Source organism: Janthinobacterium saanense, from assembly GCF_014200675.1.
GTDB lineage: Bacteria > Pseudomonadota > Gammaproteobacteria > Burkholderiales > Burkholderiaceae_D > Janthinobacterium.
This window is the reverse complement of record NZ_JACHCI010000037.1, coordinates 1-20,754: the sequence shown is the minus strand read 5'-3', so window position 1 is coordinate 20,754 and position 20,754 is coordinate 1. Positions and strand designations below refer to the sequence as shown.

Annotated in this window: 17 protein-coding genes and 1 pseudogene; 8 read left to right on the top strand and 10 right to left on the bottom strand. The window is 64.0% G+C overall.

From position 1 onward, the window contains the following. Window positions 1-90 precede the first annotated feature (90 nt). The 4 genes and pseudogenes from HDE72_RS27415 to HDE72_RS27400 all read right to left on the bottom strand — a co-directional run. Window positions 91-231: pseudogene (locus HDE72_RS27415) on the bottom strand (flavin reductase); the annotation flags it as partial. A gap of 55 nt (window positions 232-286) precedes the next feature. Further along, window positions 287-982, bottom strand: coding sequence for a Fe2+-dependent dioxygenase (locus tag HDE72_RS27410; RefSeq protein ID WP_183748728.1), 696 nt, complete (start codon window positions 980-982; stop codon window positions 287-289). Between the two features lie 9 nt (window positions 983-991). Then, complete coding sequence (locus HDE72_RS27405; protein ID WP_183748726.1) at window positions 992-1,738, bottom strand: tetratricopeptide repeat protein; 747 nt, start codon at window positions 1,736-1,738, stop codon at window positions 992-994. Window positions 1,739-1,742: 4 nt separating this feature from the next. Next, window positions 1,743-4,160, bottom strand: a complete 2,418-nt coding sequence (locus tag HDE72_RS27400) for a TonB-dependent receptor (protein WP_183748724.1) — start codon at window positions 4,158-4,160, stop codon at window positions 1,743-1,745. A gap of 181 nt (window positions 4,161-4,341) precedes the next feature. Here HDE72_RS27400 and HDE72_RS27395 point away from each other — a divergent pair, with 181 nt between their 5' ends. Together HDE72_RS27395 and HDE72_RS27390 are read left to right on the top strand one after the other, a co-directional pair. Continuing rightward, window positions 4,342-5,064: a response regulator gene (locus HDE72_RS27395; RefSeq protein WP_183748722.1), complete on the top strand. Its 723-nt coding sequence runs from the start codon at window positions 4,342-4,344 to the stop codon at window positions 5,062-5,064. Beyond that, on the top strand, window positions 5,061-6,482 hold the full coding sequence (locus HDE72_RS27390; protein WP_183748720.1) for an ATP-binding protein: 1,422 nt from the start codon (window positions 5,061-5,063) through the stop codon (window positions 6,480-6,482). Before HDE72_RS27395 ends, HDE72_RS27390 begins: the two co-directional genes overlap by 4 nt. Here the strand turns inward: HDE72_RS27390 and HDE72_RS27385 are convergent. Continuing rightward, entirely contained in the window at window positions 6,479-7,507 is a 1,029-nt protein-coding gene (locus tag HDE72_RS27385) for a zinc-dependent alcohol dehydrogenase family protein (RefSeq protein WP_221291428.1), read from the bottom strand. The two genes, HDE72_RS27390 and HDE72_RS27385, sit on opposite strands and share 4 nt — an antisense overlap. Window positions 7,508-7,624: 117 nt before the next feature. On the opposite strand from HDE72_RS27385, the gene HDE72_RS27380 reads away from it, so the two are divergent. Next, window positions 7,625-8,521, top strand: coding sequence for a LysR family transcriptional regulator (locus tag HDE72_RS27380; protein ID WP_183748719.1), 897 nt, complete (start codon window positions 7,625-7,627; stop codon window positions 8,519-8,521). Between the two features lie 5 nt (window positions 8,522-8,526). Continuing rightward, the gene (gene gcvA, locus HDE72_RS27375) at window positions 8,527-9,441 is read left to right on the top strand and encodes a transcriptional regulator GcvA (RefSeq protein WP_183748718.1); all 915 of its coding nucleotides are present in this window, start codon (window positions 8,527-8,529) and stop codon (window positions 9,439-9,441) included. A gap of 3 nt (window positions 9,442-9,444) precedes the next feature. On the opposite strand, the gene HDE72_RS27370 is transcribed toward gcvA, so the two are convergent. Genes HDE72_RS27370 through HDE72_RS27360 form a run of 3 tightly spaced genes read right to left on the bottom strand, consistent with a single transcriptional unit; the run spans window position 9,445 to window position 15,145 of the window. After that, a complete protein-coding gene (locus HDE72_RS27370) occupies window positions 9,445-10,806 on the bottom strand; it encodes an efflux transporter outer membrane subunit (protein ID WP_183748717.1) in 1,362 nt (453 codons plus the stop codon). Next, window positions 10,803-13,949 carry an efflux RND transporter permease subunit gene (locus tag HDE72_RS27365; protein ID WP_183748716.1) on the bottom strand — a complete coding sequence of 1,049 codons (3,147 nt, stop codon included), beginning with the start codon at window positions 13,947-13,949 and terminating at the stop codon, window positions 10,803-10,805. The genes HDE72_RS27370 and HDE72_RS27365 overlap by 4 nt, the downstream gene beginning before the upstream one ends. A 38-nt stretch (window positions 13,950-13,987) precedes the next feature. After that, complete coding sequence (locus HDE72_RS27360; RefSeq protein WP_183748715.1) at window positions 13,988-15,145, bottom strand: efflux RND transporter periplasmic adaptor subunit; 1,158 nt, start codon at window positions 15,143-15,145, stop codon at window positions 13,988-13,990. Between the two features lie 142 nt (window positions 15,146-15,287). Between HDE72_RS27360 and HDE72_RS27355 the strand changes: the two genes are divergently transcribed. The 3 genes from HDE72_RS27355 to HDE72_RS27345 all read left to right on the top strand — a co-directional run bounded on the left by HDE72_RS27355 (window position 15,288) and on the right by HDE72_RS27345 (window position 17,850). Beyond that, window positions 15,288-16,058, top strand: a complete 771-nt coding sequence (locus HDE72_RS27355; protein WP_183748714.1) for a response regulator — start codon at window positions 15,288-15,290, stop codon at window positions 16,056-16,058. After that, complete coding sequence (locus HDE72_RS27350; protein WP_183748713.1) at window positions 16,049-17,125, top strand: ATP-binding protein; 1,077 nt, start codon at window positions 16,049-16,051, stop codon at window positions 17,123-17,125. Before HDE72_RS27355 ends, HDE72_RS27350 begins: the two co-directional genes overlap by 10 nt. An 86-nt stretch (window positions 17,126-17,211) precedes the next feature. Continuing rightward, window positions 17,212-17,850: an NAD(P)H-dependent oxidoreductase gene (locus HDE72_RS27345; protein ID WP_183748712.1), complete on the top strand. Its 639-nt coding sequence runs from the start codon at window positions 17,212-17,214 to the stop codon at window positions 17,848-17,850. Between the two features lie 40 nt (window positions 17,851-17,890). Here the strand turns inward: HDE72_RS27345 and HDE72_RS27340 are convergent, their stop codons facing one another. Together HDE72_RS27340 and HDE72_RS27335 are read right to left on the bottom strand one after the other, a co-directional pair. Beyond that, window positions 17,891-18,595, bottom strand: a complete 705-nt coding sequence (locus tag HDE72_RS27340) for a polysaccharide lyase family 7 protein (RefSeq protein ID WP_183759343.1) — start codon at window positions 18,593-18,595, stop codon at window positions 17,891-17,893. 58 nt (window positions 18,596-18,653) lie between these two features. Next, complete coding sequence (locus HDE72_RS27335; protein WP_183748710.1) at window positions 18,654-19,292, bottom strand: TetR/AcrR family transcriptional regulator; 639 nt, start codon at window positions 19,290-19,292, stop codon at window positions 18,654-18,656. Between the two features lie 140 nt (window positions 19,293-19,432). On the opposite strand from HDE72_RS27335, the gene HDE72_RS27330 reads away from it, so the two are divergent. Further along, on the top strand, window positions 19,433-20,653 hold the full coding sequence (locus HDE72_RS27330) for an MFS transporter (protein WP_465053044.1): 1,221 nt from the start codon (window positions 19,433-19,435) through the stop codon (window positions 20,651-20,653). The last annotated feature ends 101 nt before the right edge of the window (window positions 20,654-20,754 follow it).

Here is a 20,754-nt window from a genome sequence, read left to right as displayed (position 1 = left end):
CCATCCTGCGGCGCTTCCTGTACGCCGCCGCAGCGACCGGCAGGCGAACTGAGGCTTCGCTCAGGCTGGCAGATGAAGATCAGCGCTAATCAACAAATCGAGTGCGCAAGCCCAGGCGGCCGCCATCACATTATCCACGCCGCCATGGCGGGCCGAGACCAGCACCGATGGGCCGTGATTAAGCAGGCGGTAGGCTTTTTCCAGCGGGACCGGGGCGATATGGTTAGTCACTGTCTATCCTTGAACGATGCCATGCAGGCGATCCCTCGATTCTACATGGCCTCGATTACCCTTGCCCCCACATGCGCAGCAGCTTGTGGTATGCGCCCGTCAGGCCCAGCACGGCCGGCGCCTGGCCTTCCTGCGCCGTGGCGCGCAGCAGCATCAGGTCGCGGTCCATCTGGAACAGCAAGCGGCGCTGCTCTTCGCTGCGCACCATGCTTTCGATCCAGAAGAAGCTGGCGTAGCGCTGGCCCGCCGTGACGGGATTGACCCGGTGGATCTTGTCGGCCGGGTACAGCAGCATGTCGCCCGCCTTCAGCTTCACCTGTTCATCGCGCCAGTTGTCAAAGATCACCAGTTCGCCGCCCGCATATTCTTCAGGATCGCTGAGGAACAGGGTGCATGACAAATCCGTGCGCACCCTTTCGCCATCGGGCAGGATACGCATGGCCACGTCGACGTGGTCGTCGAGATAATCGCCAGCGTGGTCTTCGCTACCCTGGTAGCGGCTGAACATGGGCGGCGCGATCCGGCGCGGCAGCGCGGCTGAAAAAAACAGCTGGTTGCGGCGCAAGGCGTCCAGCACCAGTTGCTGCAATCGCTGCGTGGCCGGCCCCTGCGCCGGCAGTTGCCGGTTGCGCTTGATTTGCGCAGGCAGGCTGCCCGAGGTGGCGCGGCCGTCTTCCCAGTCGGCGCCGGCCAGCATGGCGCGGGCCTGGGCCAGCTCGGTGGAATCAAGCACGGAGCTCAGATGCAGCATGGTTGTCCTTTATTGAGGGTGAAATGGCGCTTCGTTCGCCAGCGCGCGGATCGCGGCCAGCGGCGAGGCCTGCAGCCATGGCCGCAGATTGGCCATAAATGCCGGTGTGGCGCTGGCTGGAATGCCGCGCAGCCAGGCCAGCGCCTGCTGCGGCTTGCCCTTGTCCAGCAGCAGCCGCGCATGGTTGAACTGGCCGCGAAAATCGCCGCCCACGGCCGCCGCGCAGTAATGCACCGCCGCCTGCGCCAGGTCGGCTGGCATTTCCCAGCCTTCTTCATGAAAACGGCCGATGATATTGATGGACTTGGCGTGCCCCTGCCCTGCCGCCTGGCGGTACAAGACCAGCGCGGCAGGACGGTCGGCAGCGATACCCTTGCCGCTCATCAGCAAGTTGGCCAGGTTGTAGCGGCCCCAATCGAGGCCACCGATGGCCGCCTGGCGGTACCAGTACACGGCCAGCTGCGCATCGGCCGGCACGCCCCAGCCGTTTTCCAGGCAGCGTCCCAGCATATTGATGGCCTCGAGATCGTCGCGCGCAGCCGCCTGGCGAAACCAGTAGACCGCCTGCGCTGCGTCGGCCGGCAGACCATCGCCAGTCAGCCAACGCTGGGCCAGGATGGCTTGCGCGCGCGGCACGCCCTGGCGGGCGGCCGCCTCCAGCCACGGCAGGGATAGTTCCCCCGCCCCGGCCAGCATGCTGGTCCAATCGGATGCCGGCAAGCCGGCCAACTGGCCCACGCTGATGCGCTCATCCATCGGCTTAAAAACTCAGGTCCGCGCTGAGGCTGACGCTGCGGCTGGCGCCCGGCACGCCGTACAGCTGGAAGCCGTCCAGCGAAGAACCGATGCGCGCCCAGTAAAACTTGTTGGCCAGGTTTTGCACATTCAGGTTCAGTGCCAGGCGCTCATTGACGCGGTAGCGGGCGGCCAGGCTTTGCACCCAGTACGACGGCGCTTTTTCCGTATCGAGCACGTAGACGGGCGCCTTGCCTGCGGGGCCATTCACGGTGCTGCTATTGTTGTTCAAGCCGCCGACATAGGCATTGTCCGAATAACGGCGCTCGCCCACATACTGCGCGCCATAGCTGAAGACCAGGCCCTTGGCCGCTTCGTACGAGGTCCAGATATTGAAGGTCAGGTCAGGCACGTTCTTCGCTTCGCTGCCTTGGTTGATGCCCTTGGTCTGCTTGCTCATCAAGCGCGACATGCCGCCATACACGGACCAGAGCTGGGTGATATTGCCCTGCACGCCCAGTTCCGCGCCCTGCACGCGCTTGGCCGGCAAGGCCCGTACGGGGGAGACATCGTCGTCGCCGTATTCCCACGAATCGTTCACGGAAGTGCGGAAGATGGCGCCCGTCAGCGCCAGGCGGTGCTGCAGCACATCCCATTTGCCGCCCAGTTCCACTGTCTTCGAAGTGGCTGGCGAATACGCGGACGCGGCAGCCGAACCGTAAATCGCATTATTGGTCGACGCACCGATTGCCGATGGCTGCGCCGCCTGGGCGTAAGCGATGTAGATGCTGGCGTCGTCGACCGGCTTGTACATGGCCGCCACCCTGCCGCTGACGGCGCCGGCGCTGCTGCTCGAGGTACTCACGCCCAATGTCGACGTATCGGCCTTCCAGCGGTCATAGCGCAAGGATGCCACCATGCGCCATTGCGGCGTGAAGCGGATCGCATCTGTTACATACAGACCCGCATTGCTTATCTGCGATTCCAGGCCCGCGCTGCCCTTCACGGTAGGCACGCTGCCATGCACCACTTGCGGGTTCGCCATATTGAACCACAAGGTGCCGGTTGGCGCGTTGACGGTGCGCTGCAAGTCGCCATAGCTTTCGCGGTACAGGTCCAGGCCCGTCACCACTTCATGGCGCACGAAACCGGTGTCGAAAGCCAGACTGAAATCGGTCTGGTTGGCTGCTATCTTGTAGCGCTTCGAGGTGCCGAAATCGCCACCGCGCAGCACGCCATACGGCTGCGTGACATTGTTAAAATCGGTATAGGAAGCAATGCCGCCCACTTTCGTCAGGCCGCCCACGCCCACGTAACCGAGCGAAGTGCCTTGCGTGCTGCCGTTGGCGTTGGCCGCGTTGAAGCGGGCTGGCGACAGCACGGACAGATTGTCGGTCAATGCCCAGCGCGACTGGTTGCGGATTTTCACGCCCGGCGCAAAGTCATGTTCGAGTTTTAATGTGAACGAGTCGGCCGTGGTTTGCTGCGTGTAGGCGTCGCTGCCGAACCAGGCGCTGTGTGGCACATTCGCCATGGGCTGGCCGCCAGTCCCCCTTTGAATCGGCAAGCCGCCATCCGGCACGTTCTTGTCTTCCTGGTGGAACAGGTCGACATAGATGCGCGTCGGGCCATCGAGGCCCGTGACGAACGAAGTCGCCAGACCCTGGCGATTATTGTTCGTCACATCGCGGCCCGGCACGTCGTTCTTTTGTTTCATGACGTTGAAACGCAAGGCACTGCCAGCATCGAGCTGGCGGTTCAAGTCTGTCGTCACGCGGCGGTAAGCGGCGCTGCCCACGCCCACCGACACGTTGTTGCTGTTGCCCAGCCGGGCTTCCTTGCTGACCAAGTTGACGGTGCCGCCCACGGCCGAGGTGCCCGATTCGATGGAACCGGTGCCCTTGAAGACTTCTACCTGGTCCAGATTAAACGTGTCGTTACGGCTGGACATGCCGGCGTCGCGCATGCCGTCCACCGTCAGGCTTTGTTCGGATGAAAAGCCGCGGATGGTAAACAGATCGCCCCAGCCCAGGTTGCCCTCGCCCGAGGTAAAGGTAATACCCGGCACGTTTTTCAGGATGTCTTGCAGGTTTTGCGCATTCTGTTCCGTCAGCACTTCGCGTGGCACGATGGTGATGCTTTGCGGCGTGTCCAGCAGCGGCTGGGCGAACTTGGCCGAACTCAGGTGCTCGGGCTTGTAGGCCGGCGCTACCCGCTCGGCTTTCACCACCACGGCATTGAGCTGCTGCGGTTCGGCCGCAGCGGTGGTGGCGGCATCGGCATCGGCGGCCAGCGCAGTGCCGCTGGCAGTGGCGCCCAGGGAGGTGATGGCCAGGCCGACGGTGGCGGACAATTTTCCATACTGTGCAAAAAGCGAGGCAATGCTATCGGCGGTCGTGCTGCTATTGCTGTGATTGCTGTTATCGGTGCTGCGATGACGCATGGGGGATCCTCTGTAAATTGTAATGATTCTCATCTACAGGCACTATAATGGCTGGCATATGGGGCAAGAACGGGGCAACAGCCCTGAAATGTAATGGAATGTGTTTACGCCACGGCAACGTCACATGCGATTACAAAAAAATGTTTTTTAGAGAATGAGTTGAGCGAATGAGTACGGCAAGATGAAACGAGCGGATCAGGTGTTGATCGTCGATGACGACGAAGAAATACGGCAATTGCTGTCGGTGTACCTGGAGAGCGCAGGCTACCAGGCGCACACGGCGGCGGACGGCGAACAGATGTGGCAGGTGCTGGCCAGCCGGCCCGTCGACCTGATCATCCTCGACCTGATGCTGCCCGGCGACGACGGCCTGGAGCTATGCCGCCAGTTGCGCGCGCGGCGCAATATCCCCGTCATCATGCTGACGGCGCGCGGCACCCTGGTCGACCGCATCGTGGGCCTGGAAGTGGGCGCCGACGATTATCTGCCCAAACCGTTCGACCCGCGCGAACTGCTGGCGCGCATCAAGGTCATCATCCGCCGCGCCCGCAGTTTCCCGGAAAAACAGGAAGCCGACCGTATCGGCACGGTGAGCTTCGAAGGCTGGCAGCTCGACACGCGCGCGCGCCAGATGCGCTCGCCGCAGGGCGTGACCCTGTCACTGGGCAGTTCCGACTATCTGGTGCTGCGCGCCTTGCTCGACCATCCCAAGCGCACCCTGAGCCGCGACTTTTTGCTCGCTGCCGTGTATGGCAAGGAAAGCCTGCCGTTCGACCGCGCCATCGATGTCTGCGTCAGCCGTTTGCGCCAGCAACTGGGCGACAATCCGCGCACGCCAGCCCTGATCAAGACCATCCGCAACGGCGGTTATATGCTCAATGCCGACGTGGCTTACCAGGCATGAAGCCTGTGCTGCAACGGCTATGGCCACGCAGCCTGTCGGGCCGCCTGGCGATGGTGCTGATCGTGGGCATGCTGGCGGCGCAGGCGCTGACGGGCACCATCTGGTACGACATGCGTTATGGCAAGGCGATGGAAATCCCTACCCGATTGGCAGCCACGCGCCTGGCCGACGCCGTGCGCATGCTCGATGCGGTGCCAGCCGCCAGCCGGCTCGCCATGTTCGACGCCATCAGCAGCAAGGATTTCAAGGTGAGCGCCGTCGATGGTCCCTCGCCTGCAACGCCTGCCGTGGGTCGCAATGCGCTGTTCAGCAGCGAGCTGTTTCTCGATGTCTTGCGCCAGCGCCTCGGCGATCAAAGCGATGAACTGTCGCACCACCGGGTGCGCGTGCTCGATATCCGTTTGACCCACGCCGAACCGAACGAAGACAGCTGGTTTTCACTGCTGCACGACGCTTATCCTTCCGGTCACTTCATCGTGCAACTGCGTCTGCACGACGGCCAGTGGCTGCAGGCCGAAGCGCTCGAAGGCCAGGCAGGCATGAGCACGGCGCCGCGCGCAGCCGCCATCGATTATCTGCTGCGTATTTATCTGCTGCGCATCGCCGCCGTCATTTTTCTGGCCTGGCTGGCCGTGCGCCTGGTGATGCAGCCGCTGGGCAGGCTGGCCGACGCCGCCGACAAGCTGGGCAAGAATATCTTCAGTGCGCCACTGGCTACCAGCGGCCCCACGGAAGTGCGCAAGGCGTCGCAGGCCTTCAACGCCATGCAGCAGCGGCTGATCGACAATATCGCCGAACGCACGCGCTTTCTGGCGGCCGTCTCGCATGATTTGCGCTCGCCCATCACGCGCTTGAAACTGCGCACGGAACTGCTGCCCGGCGAAGCGGACCGCATCAAGTTCCGCCGCGACCTGGACGAAATGGATGCGCTGGTGGGCGCTACCCTGACCATGGTGCAGGACAGCGGCTTGCATGAACAGCAGCAGACGGTCGATATCGACAGCCTGCTGGCCAGCCTGTGCAGCGACTTTGCGGAAACCGGCGGCAAGGTCAGCGTGACAGGACAGGCCGCGCCCCTGCCCGGCTATGCGCGCAGCCTGAAACGCTGCCTGCAAAACATCATCGACAACGCCATCCGCTACGGCGGCGCAGCCCACGTCAGCGTGCGCGATGAAGCGGGCAAAGTCGTCATCAGCATCAGCGACGACGGCCCCGGCATCCCCGCAGCGCTACTGGTGCGGGCGCTGGAACCGTTTTACCGGCTGGAGACTTCGCGCAACGCAGCCACCGGCGGCTTCGGCCTGGGCCTGTCCATCGCGCAAACGGTAGCACAGGCCCACCATGGGGAACTGAGCCTGCAGAATGGGGCAGAAAAAGGCCTGGTGGTTAGCCTGACCCTGCCGCGCGGCGCGCCTTAGTCTGCCCGTACCACGATCTTGCCAAACGCCCCGCGTCGCACATGGGCCAGCGCCTGCGGCAATTCATCGAACGCGTAGCTGGCATCGATCACGGGGCGGATGCCCAGCGCATCCACCGCCCGCACCAGGTCTTCCAGCGCGCGGCGCGAACCGACAGCGATGCCCGTGATCGTTGCGCGGCTGGCCAGCAGCGCCATCACGGACAAGCTGAAACGGTCATCTTCGAGCAGGCCGATCACGGTAATCCGGCCACCCTGCGCCACGGCGCGCAAGGAGTGTTCGACATTCGCACCACCTGCCATTTCCAGGATATGATCTGCGCCGCGCCCACCCGTCAATGCCAGCACTTGCTGTTCCCAATCCGGCGTCGTATGGCGGTTGATGCCATGGCTGGCGCCCAGCGCAATGGCACGCTCGATCTTCTCGTCGCTGCCGCTGACGACGATCACTCGGGCGCCATGGGCGGCCGCCAGCTGCACCGCAAACAGCGAGACGCCGCCCGTGCCCTGCACCACCACGCTCTGGCCTGCATGCAGCTGGCCTTTTTCGATCAGCGCCATCCAGGCCGTCAAGCCCGCCACCGGCAAGGTGCTCGCTTCCTGCGCGCTCAAGGAGTGCGGCGCATGCACATACCAGTCGGCCGGTTCCACCACATGGCGCGCCAGCACGCCGGGCAGTGGGCCGCCACGCGTGGGCGCCACTGACCAGGACAGCGAGGCGCCATCGCGCCAGCCAGGGATGAAAGCTGACAGCACCTGGTCGCCGACGGCAAAACGCGTCACGCCCTCGCCCACCGCAAGCACACGGCCGGCCAGGTCGGACGCGGGTATGAAGGGGAATTCCAGGGTGGCGCCCATGCCATTGTCTATCACTTCCACGTCGCGGTAATTGAGCGACACGGCCCCGGTGGCGATGACGATTTCACCCGCCTTGGGCGATGGCAGCGGCGCCTGGCGCAGCGCCAGTTGATCGAGTCCATAAGCGGCAAGTTCCCAGCGCTCGGTGGTAGTGGACAGCGTGTTCATGATCAGCCTTTTATTAAGTTGGAGAGATGGCTGCCAGCTTAGCGCTCAGGCATTTGCGGAGTAAGTGGGGTATAGTTCCGTTATTTACGGAGATAATCCTCCGCAATGGATTTCACCATGGACAGCATCAGCGCCCTGAATGTCTTCGTGCAAGTGGCAGAAACGCGCAGCCTGGTGGCGGCGGGACGGCTGCTGGGCGTGTCGGCGTCGGCCATCGGCAAGCGCATCGGCGCGCTGGAAGAGCAGCTGGGCGTACGCCTGTTCCACCGCAGCACGCGCAGCCTGACCCTGACGGCGGAAGGCGCCATGTTTTTGCAGCGCAGCCGCCGCATCCTGGCTGAAGTCGAGGCAGCGCAAGCGGAGCTGTCGCAAGCCACACTGACGCCGCGCGGCCGCCTGCGGGTCAGCCTGCCTTTGATCGGCGACCCATTCCTGCCGGTGCTGGCGCAGTTCAAGCAAAGCTACCCCGAGGTCGACCTCGATCTCGATTTCACCGACCGCCAGGTCGACGTGATCGAAGAAGGTTTCGATGCCGTGATCCGCAGCGGCGACGCGCCCGATTCGCGGCTGACGGCCCGCCGCCTGGGCGCCTACCGCATGCTGATCGTCGGCGCACCCGCCTACTTTGCCGCGCGCGGCTTGCCACAGACTGGCAGCGAACTGGCGCAGCATAGCTGCATCCAGTTCCGCTATCCCAACACGGGCAAGTTCCAGCTATGGCCGCTGCACGGGGAAACCCTGCCGGCCGATTTCCAGCTGCCCACCTCGGTGATCTGCAACAACCTGGAAACGCGCATCCTGTTTGCCTTGCAGGGGCTGGGCATCGCCTACCTGCCGGACTTCGCCATCGATGGGCATCTGGCGGCGGGCCGGCTGGTGCAGATACTGCCCGGTTGCGTCGAGAACCCCGCGCCCTTCCACATCATGTGGCCGTCCGGTAAACAATTGCCACCCAAGCTGCGCGTGTTCATCGACTTTCTCGCGAGCCGGCTATTTCCTTCCACATCACCATGAGCGCCATGAAAACGCCTGTGTACCTGAACGCCTTGCGGGCCTTTGAAGCGAGCGCCCGCCACCAGAGTTTTTCCGCCGCCGCACAAGAACTGAACGTCACGCCGGCCGCCGTCGGCCAGCTGGTGCGCAGCCTGGAAGACTGGCTGGGTTCACCCTTGTTCCACCGTTTTAACACTGGCCGCGCCAGGCTGGTGGTCACCGATGCGGCGCTGCGCGCGCTGCCCGATATCCGCGCCGGCCTCGATAAACTCAGTCTGGGACTGGACATACTCAGGGAAGGCTCCAGCAGCGGTCTGCTGACCGTCACCGTCAGCCCTGCCTTCGCCGCCAAGTGGCTGCTGCCGCGCATCGAGCGCTTCCAGGCCTCCTGGCCGGAAACCGACGTGCGGCTCGATACCAGTTTGAAGCCCGTCGATTTCGCCGCCCAGCGCATCGATATCGGCGTGCGCTATGGCGCCGGTATCTGGCCCGGCCTGGTGGCGGAAAAACTGATGGAAGAAGAGATTTACCCGGTCTGCTCGCCGGCGCTGCTGCACAAACAGGGAGTGTTGCACTCCCCAGCCGAGCTGGCCAATGTCACCCTGCTGCACGACCTGTCGATGGATGGTCACGCAGGCTTCCCGACCTGGGAAGCGTGGCTGGACAAGGCGGGCGTGGAGCATATGATGGAAAAACGCGGCCTGCGCATCAACAATTCAGCGGCCGTGCTGCAGGCTGCCATCGATGGCAGCGGCGTGGCGCTGGCCCGCAGCGTGATGGCGGGCGACGACCTGGCCGCCGGCCGGCTAGTACGCCTGTTCCCCGAGCTGCGGCTGCACTCGCCGCTGGCCTATTACATCGTCTACCGGGCCGAGTGCGCCAGCCTGCCCCGGCTGGCCGCCTTCCGGGCATGGCTGCAGGCCGAAGCAGGCGCGCGCTAAGCTTTACTCTTCCAGCCCGCCACCCAGCGCCTTGTACAAGGCAATAGCCGACTTGAACTGCTCGCGCCGCAAGTCCAGCAAGGTTTGCTGCGCAGCGTAAGCCTGGCGCTGGGCGTCGAGCAATTCCAATCGGCTATCCTGGCCGGCGCCATAACGCAGGGCCGACAAACGCTGCCGCTGCCCGGAGGCGGCCACCACTCTTTGCTGCGCGGCGATCTGCTGCGCAAAAGTGGCGCTGCCGGCCAGGCCATCGTTCACCTCGCGAAACGCCGTCGCGATGGCTTGCTCGTATTGCAGCACCGCCGCCTGCGTGCGAATTTTCGACAGCTGCAATTCGGCCCGCAATTGGCCGCCCTGGAATAGCGGCTGCGTGATTTGCGGCGCAAACGACCAGCTGCGCGCGCCGCCACGGAACAAGTCGCCCAGTTCGGGGCTGGCCAGCCCCAGCTGCGCCGTCAGCGACAAACGCGGTAAGAAGGCGGTGCGGGCCGCACCGATTTCCGCATTGGCCGCCACCAGCGCATATTCCGCCTGCACGATGTCGGGTCGGCGCACCAGCAAATCGGACGGTACACCTGCCGGCAGCTGCGTCAGCACAGGCTGATCGGCTAACGGCCAGCCAGCTGGCAACGCATCAGGCAGCGGCCCACCCAGCAGCAGGCCCAGCTGGTTGCGCGCCAGCAGCAGCGCCCGTTCGCGCGCCAACACATCCGCTTCGGCCTGCGCCGCCTGGCCTTCGGCTTGCGCCACGTCCAGGCTACTACCCTGCTGCGCCGCCCGCAGGCGCTGCGTGAGGATCAATGCCTCGCGCCAGTCGCGCAGGGTTTGCCGCGACAACAGCAGCTGCTCTTCGGCCAGGCACTCTTCCAGATAAGCGTCAGCCACGGCGCCTATCAGCACAAGCTGGGTAGCGCGCTGGCCCTCCACCGTTGCCAGGTAACGCGCAAAGGCGGCGTCCGACAGGGAACGCAGACGGCCGAACAGGTCGATCTCGAAGGCGCTCATGGCGATGCCGGCCGTGAACTGGTTGTCAGTGCCGCGCTGGCGCGTGCCGCCCAGCGCCGCGCCCACGGCCGGATAGCGGGACGCATCCTGGATCTGGTACTGGGCCCGCACGGCGTCCACGTTCAGCGCGGCCAGGCGCAAGTCGCGGTTGTTCTGCAGCGCCAGTTCGACCAGCCGCTGCAAACGCGGATCCAGCAGCATCTGGCGCCAGCCCAGGTCGGCCGCATTGCCGCCGGCTTCCGGCAAGGTCGGACCATAACTTGCGGGCACCGGCAAGGCAGGTTTCACCAGCGCCGGCGTCAGGCTGCAGGCTGACAAACTCAGTGCCAGCAGTGAAAAAGTAAAATAGCGAAACTTCATGCCTGTCCTTCCAGCGCCTTGACGGCGGTATTGTTTTTTCGTGGCCGCCAGCGCGCCGCCAGCCTGTCCACCGCGCCCAGCACGACGACAAAGAAGACGGGCACGAAGAAGACGGCCAGCACGGTGGCGCTCAGCATGCCACCAAAGACGCCCGTGCCGATCGCATGCTGGGTCTCGGCGCTGGCGCCGGTGGCCAGCATCAGGGGCACCACACCCAGCGCAAAGGCCAGCGAGGTCATCAAAATGGGACGCAAACGCAAACGCGACGCTTCCACGGCCGCTTCCAGCAAGCCTCTGCCCTGTGATTGCAACTGGCGCGCATACTCCACGATCAAAATGGCGTTCTTCGCCGACAGGCCGATAATCGTGATCATGCCCACCTTGAAGAACACATCGTTCGGCATGCCGCGCACCATCACGGCCAGCACGGCGCCCAGCAAACCCAGGGGCACGACCAGCATCACGGACAGCGGAATCGCCCAGCTTTCATACAGGGCGGCCAGCACCAGGAACACCACCAGCATCGACAGCGCCATCAGCATGGGCGCTTGCGACGCCGATACGCGCTCCTGCAGAGACTGCCCGGTCCAGGCCAGCGCAAAGCCGGGCGGCAATTGCTGCGCCAGGCGCTCCATTTCCAGCATGGCGTCGCCGCTGGACACGCCAGGCGCGGCGCTGCCTGAAATGCGCGATGCCGGGTAGCCCTGGTAGCGCACCAGCTGCAGCGGCGTTTCGCTCCATACGGGGTGCACCAGCTCGCCCAGCGCCACCATGCCGCCCGCGTTATTGCGAACCCGCAGCGCCAGCACATCGTTCAACTGCATGCGCGCCGGCGCATCGGCCTGGATGATCACTTGCTGCATGCGACCTGCGTTCGGAAAATCGTTGACATAGGTCGAACCCATGGCCGCCGTCAGCATGTCGCCCACGGCCGTAAACGACACGCCCAGCGCTTCGGCCTTGCTGCGGTCGATTTCCAGGCGCACGCTGGCGCCGGCCGGCAAGCCGTCCGGATACACGCCAGCCACCTTGCCGCTCTGCGCGGCCAGGCCCAGCAACTTGTTTTGCGCCGCCTGCAAGGCGTCATGGCCCTGGTTGGCCCGGTCCAGCAAGCGCACGCTGAAGCCCGAGGAATTACCCAGTTCATCGATGGCGGGCGGCATCAAGCTCATGATCATGCCCTCCTTCGCCTGCTCCATGGCTTGCTGCGCCAGCGCTACTTCTTCCTGGGCGGTGGCGCCGTGGCGCTCCTTCCAGTCCTTCAGCATGGTGAAGGCCAGCGCGGCGTTCGGGCCGGAACCGGAAAAACTGTAGCCCAGCACGGACTGGTTCACGGCGATGCCGGGCCGCGACGCCACATGCTGTTCATACAGCTTGACGACATCGAGCGTGCGCTCCATGGTGGCGTCCGACGGCAGCTGGATCGAGGTCATGAAATAACCCTGGTCTTCTTCCGGCAGAAAGGCCGACGGCAGTTGCATGAAGGCCACGCCCAGCGCAGCGACGATGGCGGCGTAGACGCACATGGACCGGCCCGCGCGCCTGAGCATGGCTACCACACCCGCTTCGTAGCGGCGCGTCATGCGCTCGAACTGGCGGTCGAACCACAGGAAAAAGCCCTTTTTTTCATGCTCATGCGGGCCGATTGGTTTGAGCATGGTGGCGCACAGGGCCGGTGTCAGGGTCAAGGCCAGGAACGCCGAGAACAGGATAGAGACCGCCATCGCCAGGGTGAACTGGCGGTAGATGGCGCCCACCGAACCGCTGGCAAGCGCCATCGGAATGAAGACGGCCACCAGCACCAACGTGATGCCGACCACGGCGCCGGTGATTTCGCGCATGGCCCTGGAAGTCGCCTCTTTCGGCGACAGGCCTTCGGTAGCCATCAAACGCTCGACCGCTTCCACCACCACGATGGCGTCGTCGACGATGATGCCTATCGCCAGCACCATGCCGAACATCGTCAGCACGTTGACGGAGTAACCGGCCATCAGCATCACGGTGAAAGTACCGAGCAGCGCAATCGGCGCGACGATGGCGGGGATCAGGGTGTAGCGTATCTTTTGCAGGAACAGATACATCACCAGGAAGACCAGCACCATTGCCTCGATCAAGGTGGCGACCACTTTTTCTATCGAGATTTTCACGAAGGGCGCCGTATCGAAGGGCACCGAGTATTCCATCCCGGCCGGCATGGCGGGCGCCAATTCGGCCATGCGCGCCCGCACGGCGCTGGCCGTCTGCACGGCGTTAGCGCCCGGCGACAGCATGATGGCGGCGCCGGACGCCGCCTGCCCGTTTTCGCGGATGCTGAAGTTGAAGCTTTGCGCGCCCAGTTCCACCCTGGCCACGTCGCCGACGGTCACTTTCGAGCCGTCAGGATTGGCGCGCAGGATGATGGCGGCAAATTGCTGCGGCGTTTGCAGCTGGCCCTGCACCGTCAAGGGCACGGTCACCCTCTGGCCGGCAATGGAGGGCGCGTCGCCCAGGCGGCCGGGGGCGATCTGCGCATTTTGCTGGGCTACTGCGGCGCTGATATCGCCCATGGCGAGGTTGTACGACACCAGTTTGGCCGGGTCGACCCAGATGCGCATGGCCCGTTCGGTGCCGAACAGCTGCACCTTGCCCACGCCGGGAATGCGGCGCAGTTCTTCCGTCACGTTGCGCGCCAGGTAGTCGCCCAGTCCCACTTCATCGAACTGGCCACCGGCCGAATTGAGGCTGACGATCATCAGGAAACCGGACGACGCCGATTCCACGCCCAGGCCATTTTGCCGCACCGCCTGCGGCAGGCGCGGCTCAATCGCCTTCAGGCGGTTCTGCACGTCGACCTGCGCCATTTCGGGATTGGTGCCCGGCTTGAAGGTGACGGTGATGGACGCGGAACCCGAAGTATCGGCCGAAGACTCGAAGTACAGCAGGTTCTTGACGCCCGACAGCTCACGTTCGATCAGGCTGACCACCGAATCATTCATGGTTTGCGGCGTGGCGCCGGGGTAGCTGGCCTCGATGCTGACGGAAGGCGGCGCCACCGAAGGGAAGCGCGCAATCGGCAATTGCGGTATGGCGATCAGTCCGAACAGGACGATAAAGATCGCCACCACCCAGGCAAAGACCGGGCGGTCGATAAAAAATTGCGGCATTGTTTAAGCTTTCAATAAGCGGAGTGTCAAAAGTGCATTCAGCGCGGCGTGGCAGTTGCTGCCGCCGCTTGCGCGCCGGCCCGTTTCCATGGCTGCGGTGCGGCGGTGGCGCCAGGCTGCAAGCGTTCCTGGCCTTCGACCACCACGGTGTCGCCCGCGCGCAAGCCGCCCGTGACCACATACTGGTGGGCGATCACGTCGCCCACCGCAATCGGCTTCAAGGTCGCTTTGTGCTTGCCATCGAGTACCCAGGCTTGCGCGGCCCCGTCGCTATTGCGCAGCACGGCCTGTTGCGGCAGCAGCAAGCCATCGGCCTGCGCAGCGCGCGCGATGCGGGCCCGCACGAACATGCCCGGTAAGAGCTGGCGCTGCGGATTGTCGACCAGCACGCGGATGGTGGCGTCGCCCGTGCCCGCATCGATGCTGATGCCGGAGAACAGGATGCGGCCCTGGACCGGGTACTCGCTGCCGTCGGCCGCCAGGATGGTGACGGGCAGCTTGTCGACACCGGCCGGCCCCGCGGCCTGCAGGGAAGCCAGCGCAGAAGCCGGCTGGCGCACGTCCACATACACCTGGTCGATTTGCTGGATGCGCGCCATGGGGGCCGCGTCGGCCTGCCCCACCAGCGCGCCTTCGCCGACCAGTTCCTGGCCGATGCGCCCGGATATGGGTGCGTCGATGCTGGCAAAAGCCAGGTCCAGGCGGCGCCGCGCCAAAGCTGCACGCGCCTGCGCCACATTGGCCGCCGCCTGCTCGCGCTGAGCCACTGCATCGTCATACGCCTGGCGGCTGATGGCGTCCGCTTCCATCAAAGGCTTCAAACGCTCGGCCTGGGTCGTGGCGCGGTGTGCCGTGGCGACCGCGTGCTGCAGGGCGGCGGCGGCCAGGTCGACGTCGGCCTGGAAGGGCGCCGGGTTCAGCTGGAACAGCTTTTGCCCGGAGCGCACGTCGGCGCCCTGCTCGAATTGCCGGCGCAGCACGATGCCGCCCACTTGCGGGCGGATATCGGCCGTGCGGTAAGCGGCCACCCGGCCCGGCAAGGTGTCGCTCAGTAGCACGGGTGCCGATTGCAGCTTGAGCACCGTGACCGAGGCGGCTGGCGCAGGGGGTTCTTGCGCGGGTCTGGAACAGGCGGCAAGGCACAACAGGGCCGCGACGATGGCGGTATTTTTCTTGATGCGGATATGCGGATACATGGTCTTGCCTTTCGCTGGTCGCGACCGGCGGTCCGGTCGAGGGGTAGAGCAGCTTAGGCCAGGCAGATGGACATTTAGTCGAAGAAGTGTGGAGATTCGATGGAGATAGAGAACAATGAGAGAACAATGTTAGACTATTCGCATGATCCGTTTACATAGCAGTTATCAAGACGCCGGCAGTCCGTCCGCGCGCCCCGCCCCGCCTTCCGCCGCCCTCATATTGATCGCCGAAGATGAACCGCAAATCGCCCGCATCCTGGCCGGCTATCTGGAGCGCGACGGCTACCGCACGGTCTTTGCGCACGATGGCCGCGAAGCGCTGGAACAGCATCTGGCGCAGAAGCCCGACCTGATGCTGCTGGACGTGCAAATGCCGCAATACGATGGCTGGCATGTGCTGGCCGAAGTGCGCCGGCGCGGCGAAACGCCCGTCATCATGCTGACCGCGCGCGACCAGGATGCCGACAAGCTGGCCGCGCTGCGCGTGGGCGCCGACGACTACATCGTCAAGCCTTTCAATCCGGCCGAAGTGGTGGCGCGCGTGGCCGCCGTGCTGCGCCGCGCACGCATGGGCCAAGTGGAAACGAGCCGCGCGCCGCTGCGCTGCGGCCCCATCGAAATCGACCAGGAAACGTATGTCGCCAGCGTGCTGCGTCATGGCGCAGCCGTGCCGCTGGCCTTGACCCTGACGGAATTTAGGCTGCTGGCGCATTTGGCGCGCACGCCGCGGCGCGTCTGCAGCCGCCTGGAGCTGCTGGAATCGTGCATGCCCGAAAGTAATTCGCTGGAACGCACGGTGGACAGCCATGTCAGCAAGCTGCGCAAGAAACTCGAAGAGGCGGGGCTGCCGAATATGCCGGCCAGCCTGCGCGGCGTGGGCTACCGGCTGGAAAGCGAACAGCCATGCGCTTGATCGGGCTGAACCGGCAAATCATCTTGTCGATGTCCATGCTGATGCTGCTCAGCATACTGATGATCTGGATCAGCTCCTGGATTTTCTACGCCATCATCTTCAAGATCGACCCCGAGATGCTGTCCGATCCCGAAGAATGGGCGCCCACCATGGCCGAATGGCTGTGGATTTTCGCCATCACCATCTTCGGCCTGGTGCTGGCCACTTTTTCGGCCGTCAAGCTGACCCGCCGCATCTTGAAACCGCTCAATTCCGTGATGGACAGCGTGCGCCGCGTAGCCCATGGCGATTTGTCGGCGCGCGCCTCGGCGGGCGACCGCAGCCTCGGTGAAACAGCGATGCTGGTCGATGATTTCAATACCATGGCTGAACGCCTGGAACGCACGGCCAAGGAAAGCCTGACCTGGAATGCCGCCATCGCCCATGAATTGCGCACGCCCGTGACCATCTTGCGCGGCACCTTGCAGGGCGTGGTCGATGGCGTGTTCAAGCCGGAAGATGTGGAATTCGGCAGCCTGCTGTCGCAAGTCGAAGGCCTGGGCCGGCTGGTGGAAGATTTGCGCACCTTGAGCCTGGCCGACAGCGGCCAGATGCAGCTGCGCATGGCCTGGACCGACCTGACCCTGGAAATCGGCGAAGTGAGCCGGCTGCTGAAGCAGGAACTCGAAACAAAGGGCTATACCTTGCAGCTGGACCTGTCCGACCATCCGGTCTGCTGCGACGCGGCGCGCATCCGGCAAATCGTGCTGGCCCTGCTCGACAACGCCCGCCGCCATGCAGACCCCGGTTCCCTGCGATTAAGCACCCGCGTGCACGACGGCCAGTATTACCTGACTCTGGAAGACGCCGGCCCCGGCATCGCGGACACACTGGCGCCGCATGTATTCGAAGCCTTCCGGCGCGGCGACAGCCTGGACGACCTCAACGCCGGCAGCGGCCTGGGGCTGGCCGTGGTCGAAGCCATCGCCCGTGCCCACGGCGGCAGCGCGGCCTGCGCGCGCGGCGCTGCGGGCGGCACGGTGTTGACCATACGCTGGCCGCTCGATAATGGCGCAGTAGCAAGTTGAGCCATTGTTTTGGCCGGCGGACTTGAAATGGCGGAAACTGCTATCATTTCTCCCTGTATATTTCATTGATAAAGAGAGTACCCACCATGACCGACTTGCTGCAAGCCCTGCAATGGCGCTACGCCACCAAAAAAATGGACCCGGCGAAAGCTGTGCCACAAGAAAAAGTCGAACGCATCCTGGAAGCCGTGCGCCTGACGGCCAGCTCCAGCGGCTTGCAACCATATGAAGTCTTCGTGGTCACCAATCCTGCCCTGCGCGAGCAGATCAAGCCGCACGCCTGGAACCAGGCGCAAGTGACGGACAGCTCGCACCTGCTGGTATTTGCCGCCTGGGACAATTACACGGCCGAGCGCATCAACCATATGTTTGACCTGGTCAATGCCGAGCGCGGCGTCAAGAACGAAGGCTGGGAAGCGTATCGCCAGCAATTGTTGAACAGCTACCCGCAGCGCGATGCGGAAAGCAATTACCAGCACGCCGCCCGCCAGGCCTATATCGGCGTGGGCACGGCGCTGATCGCGGCCGCCGCCGAACACGTCGATTCGACCCCGATGGAAGGTTTTGATCCGGCCAAGGTCGATGAGATCCTGGGCCTGCGTGCACGCGGCCTGCGTTCGGTCGTGATGCTGCCGCTGGGCTACCGCGCCGATGAAGGCGACTGGCTGGTGAACCTGAAAAAAGTCCGCCGCGCCCGCCAGGAATTTATTACAGAGCTGGCGTAACTGGCAATACAGAGCGGATGCCCTTGCTGGCATCCGTTTTTCAGATCGACTCGCTCAATTCCAGACGTTCCACCGCAACGCTGGCCGTGCTGCCATCCTGCTGCTTGTCTTGCGAATAAAGCCCCACCTTGTAATACACAGGGATCGCTTTCCAGGCATCGGACGCATAGGCAAATACCTGTTTCACGTCCTCTGTACCGTTACGCACCTCGACGTTCAAGGTATCGCCGCGCACAGCCAGCTTGCACTCGATACGGCTGCCCAGCGCCACGCCGCGCAACAGAATGATGCGCTGTTCCTTGTCGCCATAATGCTTTTTCACGCCCATCACGATATCGCCATGGCTCCAGCGCATTTTCAGCGCTTCCGAGCCGCCGCTACGCTCGCCATGGATCTGGGCAAAGATCAATTCCCCTGTTGTTGGCTCGGCCAGCACACGCAGCGCAAGCGATAATGTACGCCGCTGCTTGCTGGCGGCATCGATGGCCCAATTGCCCTTTTCACGCAATTCCACGCGGGGGAACTCGGAATGCCCGCTATGGCCGGCTCCCGACGGTACGCGGAAGGTCATTGCCCCCGTATGCTGGTCGGTAAAGAAATAGCTGTCTTGATAAGAGCCGATAGGATCGACTTCCGTGAATTGCAGGCTGGCATCGAGCGTTTGCAACAGGAAAGGTGCCAGATCAAAATTTTTCCCCGCTACCCGCCCGGGGTCGAGCGGCCCTGCCTGTGCAGTGTTAATCATAAGAAACGCCGACACCAGCAAGACCATTTTTTTCATTGCAGCTCCAGGCAAAGGGCACTCAGGCGGACGCCGAGTTACTCTTAGTATGCGCCAAATTGGTATCCCACACTACCATCAGTTGCTTGATCGCCGCATCGAGGACTTCGTATGCGACGCCGTCGCGCGCCTGGATGGAGACCCCCAGCAGGAAGCCGTCAAATATGGCGCCCACGAAATGGGGATCGGCCGCGGCTGTCAGCTCACCGCTGGCGATAGCGCGTTCAACGCAGTGCACAAAGCCGGCCCGCGAACGGGCGCGCGACTGCGCCAGTGGCTCGGCGACGGCCGCATGTTCGGGCGTGGGCGCGCTCATGGTGCCCAGCGCCACCATGCAGCCTTTCGGATGGCCAGGCTCGCACTGCATTTTCGTCGATTGCCGCAGGGCCAGTTCAACTGCCGCCCTGGCCGGCAAGCCATCATCCCACAGACATTCGGTCACCCGCGCATGGGTATCGAGGTAGCGCTGCACGGCTTCGCGGAACAAGGCTTCCTTGGAACCGAAAGCCGCATAAAAGCTGGGCGCGGAAATGCCGCCGCCCATGCCCGCCTTGAGCTGGCTCAGCGAGGTCGATTCATAACCGTGCGCCCAGAACAGGTGCATGGCTTGCTCGATGGCTGCCTGACGGTCAAACGTGCGTGGCCGGCCCATTTGCGCCATTGTCCGCTCCTTCTTTATTCCATTTTTCGATGACTTCGATACTACTCGATACAGAAGTCATTGACAAGCCGGAGCGCTGCGGCCTATATTTATACCGATCGATACATATATCGACACTCACCACTCGCAAAGGATAGACCTTGACTCACACCGCAACACAGATCAGGCACGCCCAGCCTGACCGCCTGCCCATTTCAGGTTTGCTGGCCCTGGCCATGACGGGCTTCATCTGCATCGTCACCGAAACATTACCCGCCGGCTTGCTGCCGCAGATCAGCGAGGGGCTCTCCATCAGCCCTACCCTGGCCGGCCAGATGGTCACCGCCTATGCGCTGGGCTCCCTGCTGGCCGCGATACCGCTGACCATCGCCACGCGCGGCTGGCGGCGCCGCAACGTCTTGCTGCTCACTATCGCCGGTTTCTTCATTTTCAATTCGGCCACGGCGCTGTCGTCCCACTATGTGCTGACCCTGATCGCCCGCTTCTTTGCCGGCGTGGCAGCGGGCCTGGCCTGGAGCTTGCTGGCCGGCTATGCGCGGCGCATGGTGGCGCCCGAACAGCAGGGACGCGCGCTGGCGCTGGCCATGGTTGGCGCTCCGCTGGCGCTCTCGCTGGGCGTTCCACTCGGCACCTTGCTGGGTGCGACCGTGGGCTGGCGCACGGCGTTCTGGATCATGTCGGCCATGACCTTGCTGCTGATTTTGTGGGTGCTGGCCAAAGTGCCCGACTATCCGGGCCAGAGTAGCCGTGAACGCATGCCGCTGCGCAAGGTGCTCCATACGCCGGGGGTGCGGGCCGTCTTGGCCGTCGTCATCGCGTGGATGCTGGCGCATAACATCCTGTACACCTATATCGCGCCCTTCGTGGCGCCAGCCGGACTCGGTGGCCGTGTCGACCTGGTCTTGCTCATCTTTGGCGTGGCCGCCATGCTGGGCATCTGGCTCACGGCCAGACTGGTAGAGCGCCATCTGCGCAGCACGGTGCTGGCCAGCCTGGCGGCGTTTGCCGCCACGGCGCTGGTGTTCGGCCTGGCCGCGAATAGTGCACCGGTGGTATATATCGGCATGGCCATCTGGGGCATCAGCTTTGGCGGCGCGGCAACCCTGCTGCAAACGGCCCTGGCCGACGCAGCCGGCGATGGCGCCGATGTGGCGCTATCGATGAATGTGGTGGCCTGGAATGGCGCGATTGCCGCCGCCGGCCTGCTGGGCGGCGCGCTGCTCGATACCTGGGGCGTGGCGTCCTTCCCCTGGGCGGTAGCGGCGCTGCTGTTGCTGGCCCTGGTCATCGCCTGGTCGGCGCGCTCGCATGCGTTCAAGCCGGGACGGCGCAGCAGTACGGGCCAGGTGGCGGGACACTAAAATAAAAGTTGATTAGCGCTGATCTTCATCTGCCAGCCTGAGCGAAGCCTCAGTTCGCCTGCCGGTCGCTGCGGCGGCGTACAGGAAGCGCCGCAGGATGG

Coding starts and splice junctions, on each gene's coding strand:
- HDE72_RS27365 (WP_183748716.1), bottom strand. CDS start 13,949: ATGCCGCAATTTTTTATCGACCGCCCGGTCTTTGCCTGGGTGGTGGCG.
- HDE72_RS27410 (WP_183748728.1), bottom strand. CDS start 982: ATGCTGCATCTGAGCTCCGTGCTTGATTCCACCGAGCTGGCCCAGGCC.
- HDE72_RS27345 (WP_183748712.1), top strand. CDS start 17,212: ATGACCGACTTGCTGCAAGCCCTGCAATGGCGCTACGCCACCAAAAAA.
- HDE72_RS27400 (WP_183748724.1), bottom strand. CDS start 4,160: ATGCGTCATCGCAGCACCGATAACAGCAATCACAGCAATAGCAGCACG.
- HDE72_RS27395 (WP_183748722.1), top strand. CDS start 4,342: ATGAAACGAGCGGATCAGGTGTTGATCGTCGATGACGACGAAGAAATA.
- gcvA (WP_183748718.1), top strand. CDS start 8,527: ATGAAAACGCCTGTGTACCTGAACGCCTTGCGGGCCTTTGAAGCGAGC.
- HDE72_RS27360 (WP_183748715.1), bottom strand. CDS start 15,145: ATGTATCCGCATATCCGCATCAAGAAAAATACCGCCATCGTCGCGGCC.
- HDE72_RS27390 (WP_183748720.1), top strand. CDS start 5,061: ATGAAGCCTGTGCTGCAACGGCTATGGCCACGCAGCCTGTCGGGCCGC.
- HDE72_RS27405 (WP_183748726.1), bottom strand. CDS start 1,738: ATGGATGAGCGCATCAGCGTGGGCCAGTTGGCCGGCTTGCCGGCATCC.
- HDE72_RS27340 (WP_183759343.1), bottom strand. CDS start 18,595: ATGATTAACACTGCACAGGCAGGGCCGCTCGACCCCGGGCGGGTAGCG.
- HDE72_RS27370 (WP_183748717.1), bottom strand. CDS start 10,806: ATGAAGTTTCGCTATTTTACTTTTTCACTGCTGGCACTGAGTTTGTCA.
- HDE72_RS27335 (WP_183748710.1), bottom strand. CDS start 19,292: ATGGCGCAAATGGGCCGGCCACGCACGTTTGACCGTCAGGCAGCCATC.
- HDE72_RS27380 (WP_183748719.1), top strand. CDS start 7,625: ATGGACAGCATCAGCGCCCTGAATGTCTTCGTGCAAGTGGCAGAAACG.
- HDE72_RS27385 (WP_221291428.1), bottom strand. CDS start 7,507: ATGAACACGCTGTCCACTACCACCGAGCGCTGGGAACTTGCCGCTTAT.
- HDE72_RS27355 (WP_183748714.1), top strand. CDS start 15,288: ATGATCCGTTTACATAGCAGTTATCAAGACGCCGGCAGTCCGTCCGCG.
- HDE72_RS27350 (WP_183748713.1), top strand. CDS start 16,049: ATGCGCTTGATCGGGCTGAACCGGCAAATCATCTTGTCGATGTCCATG.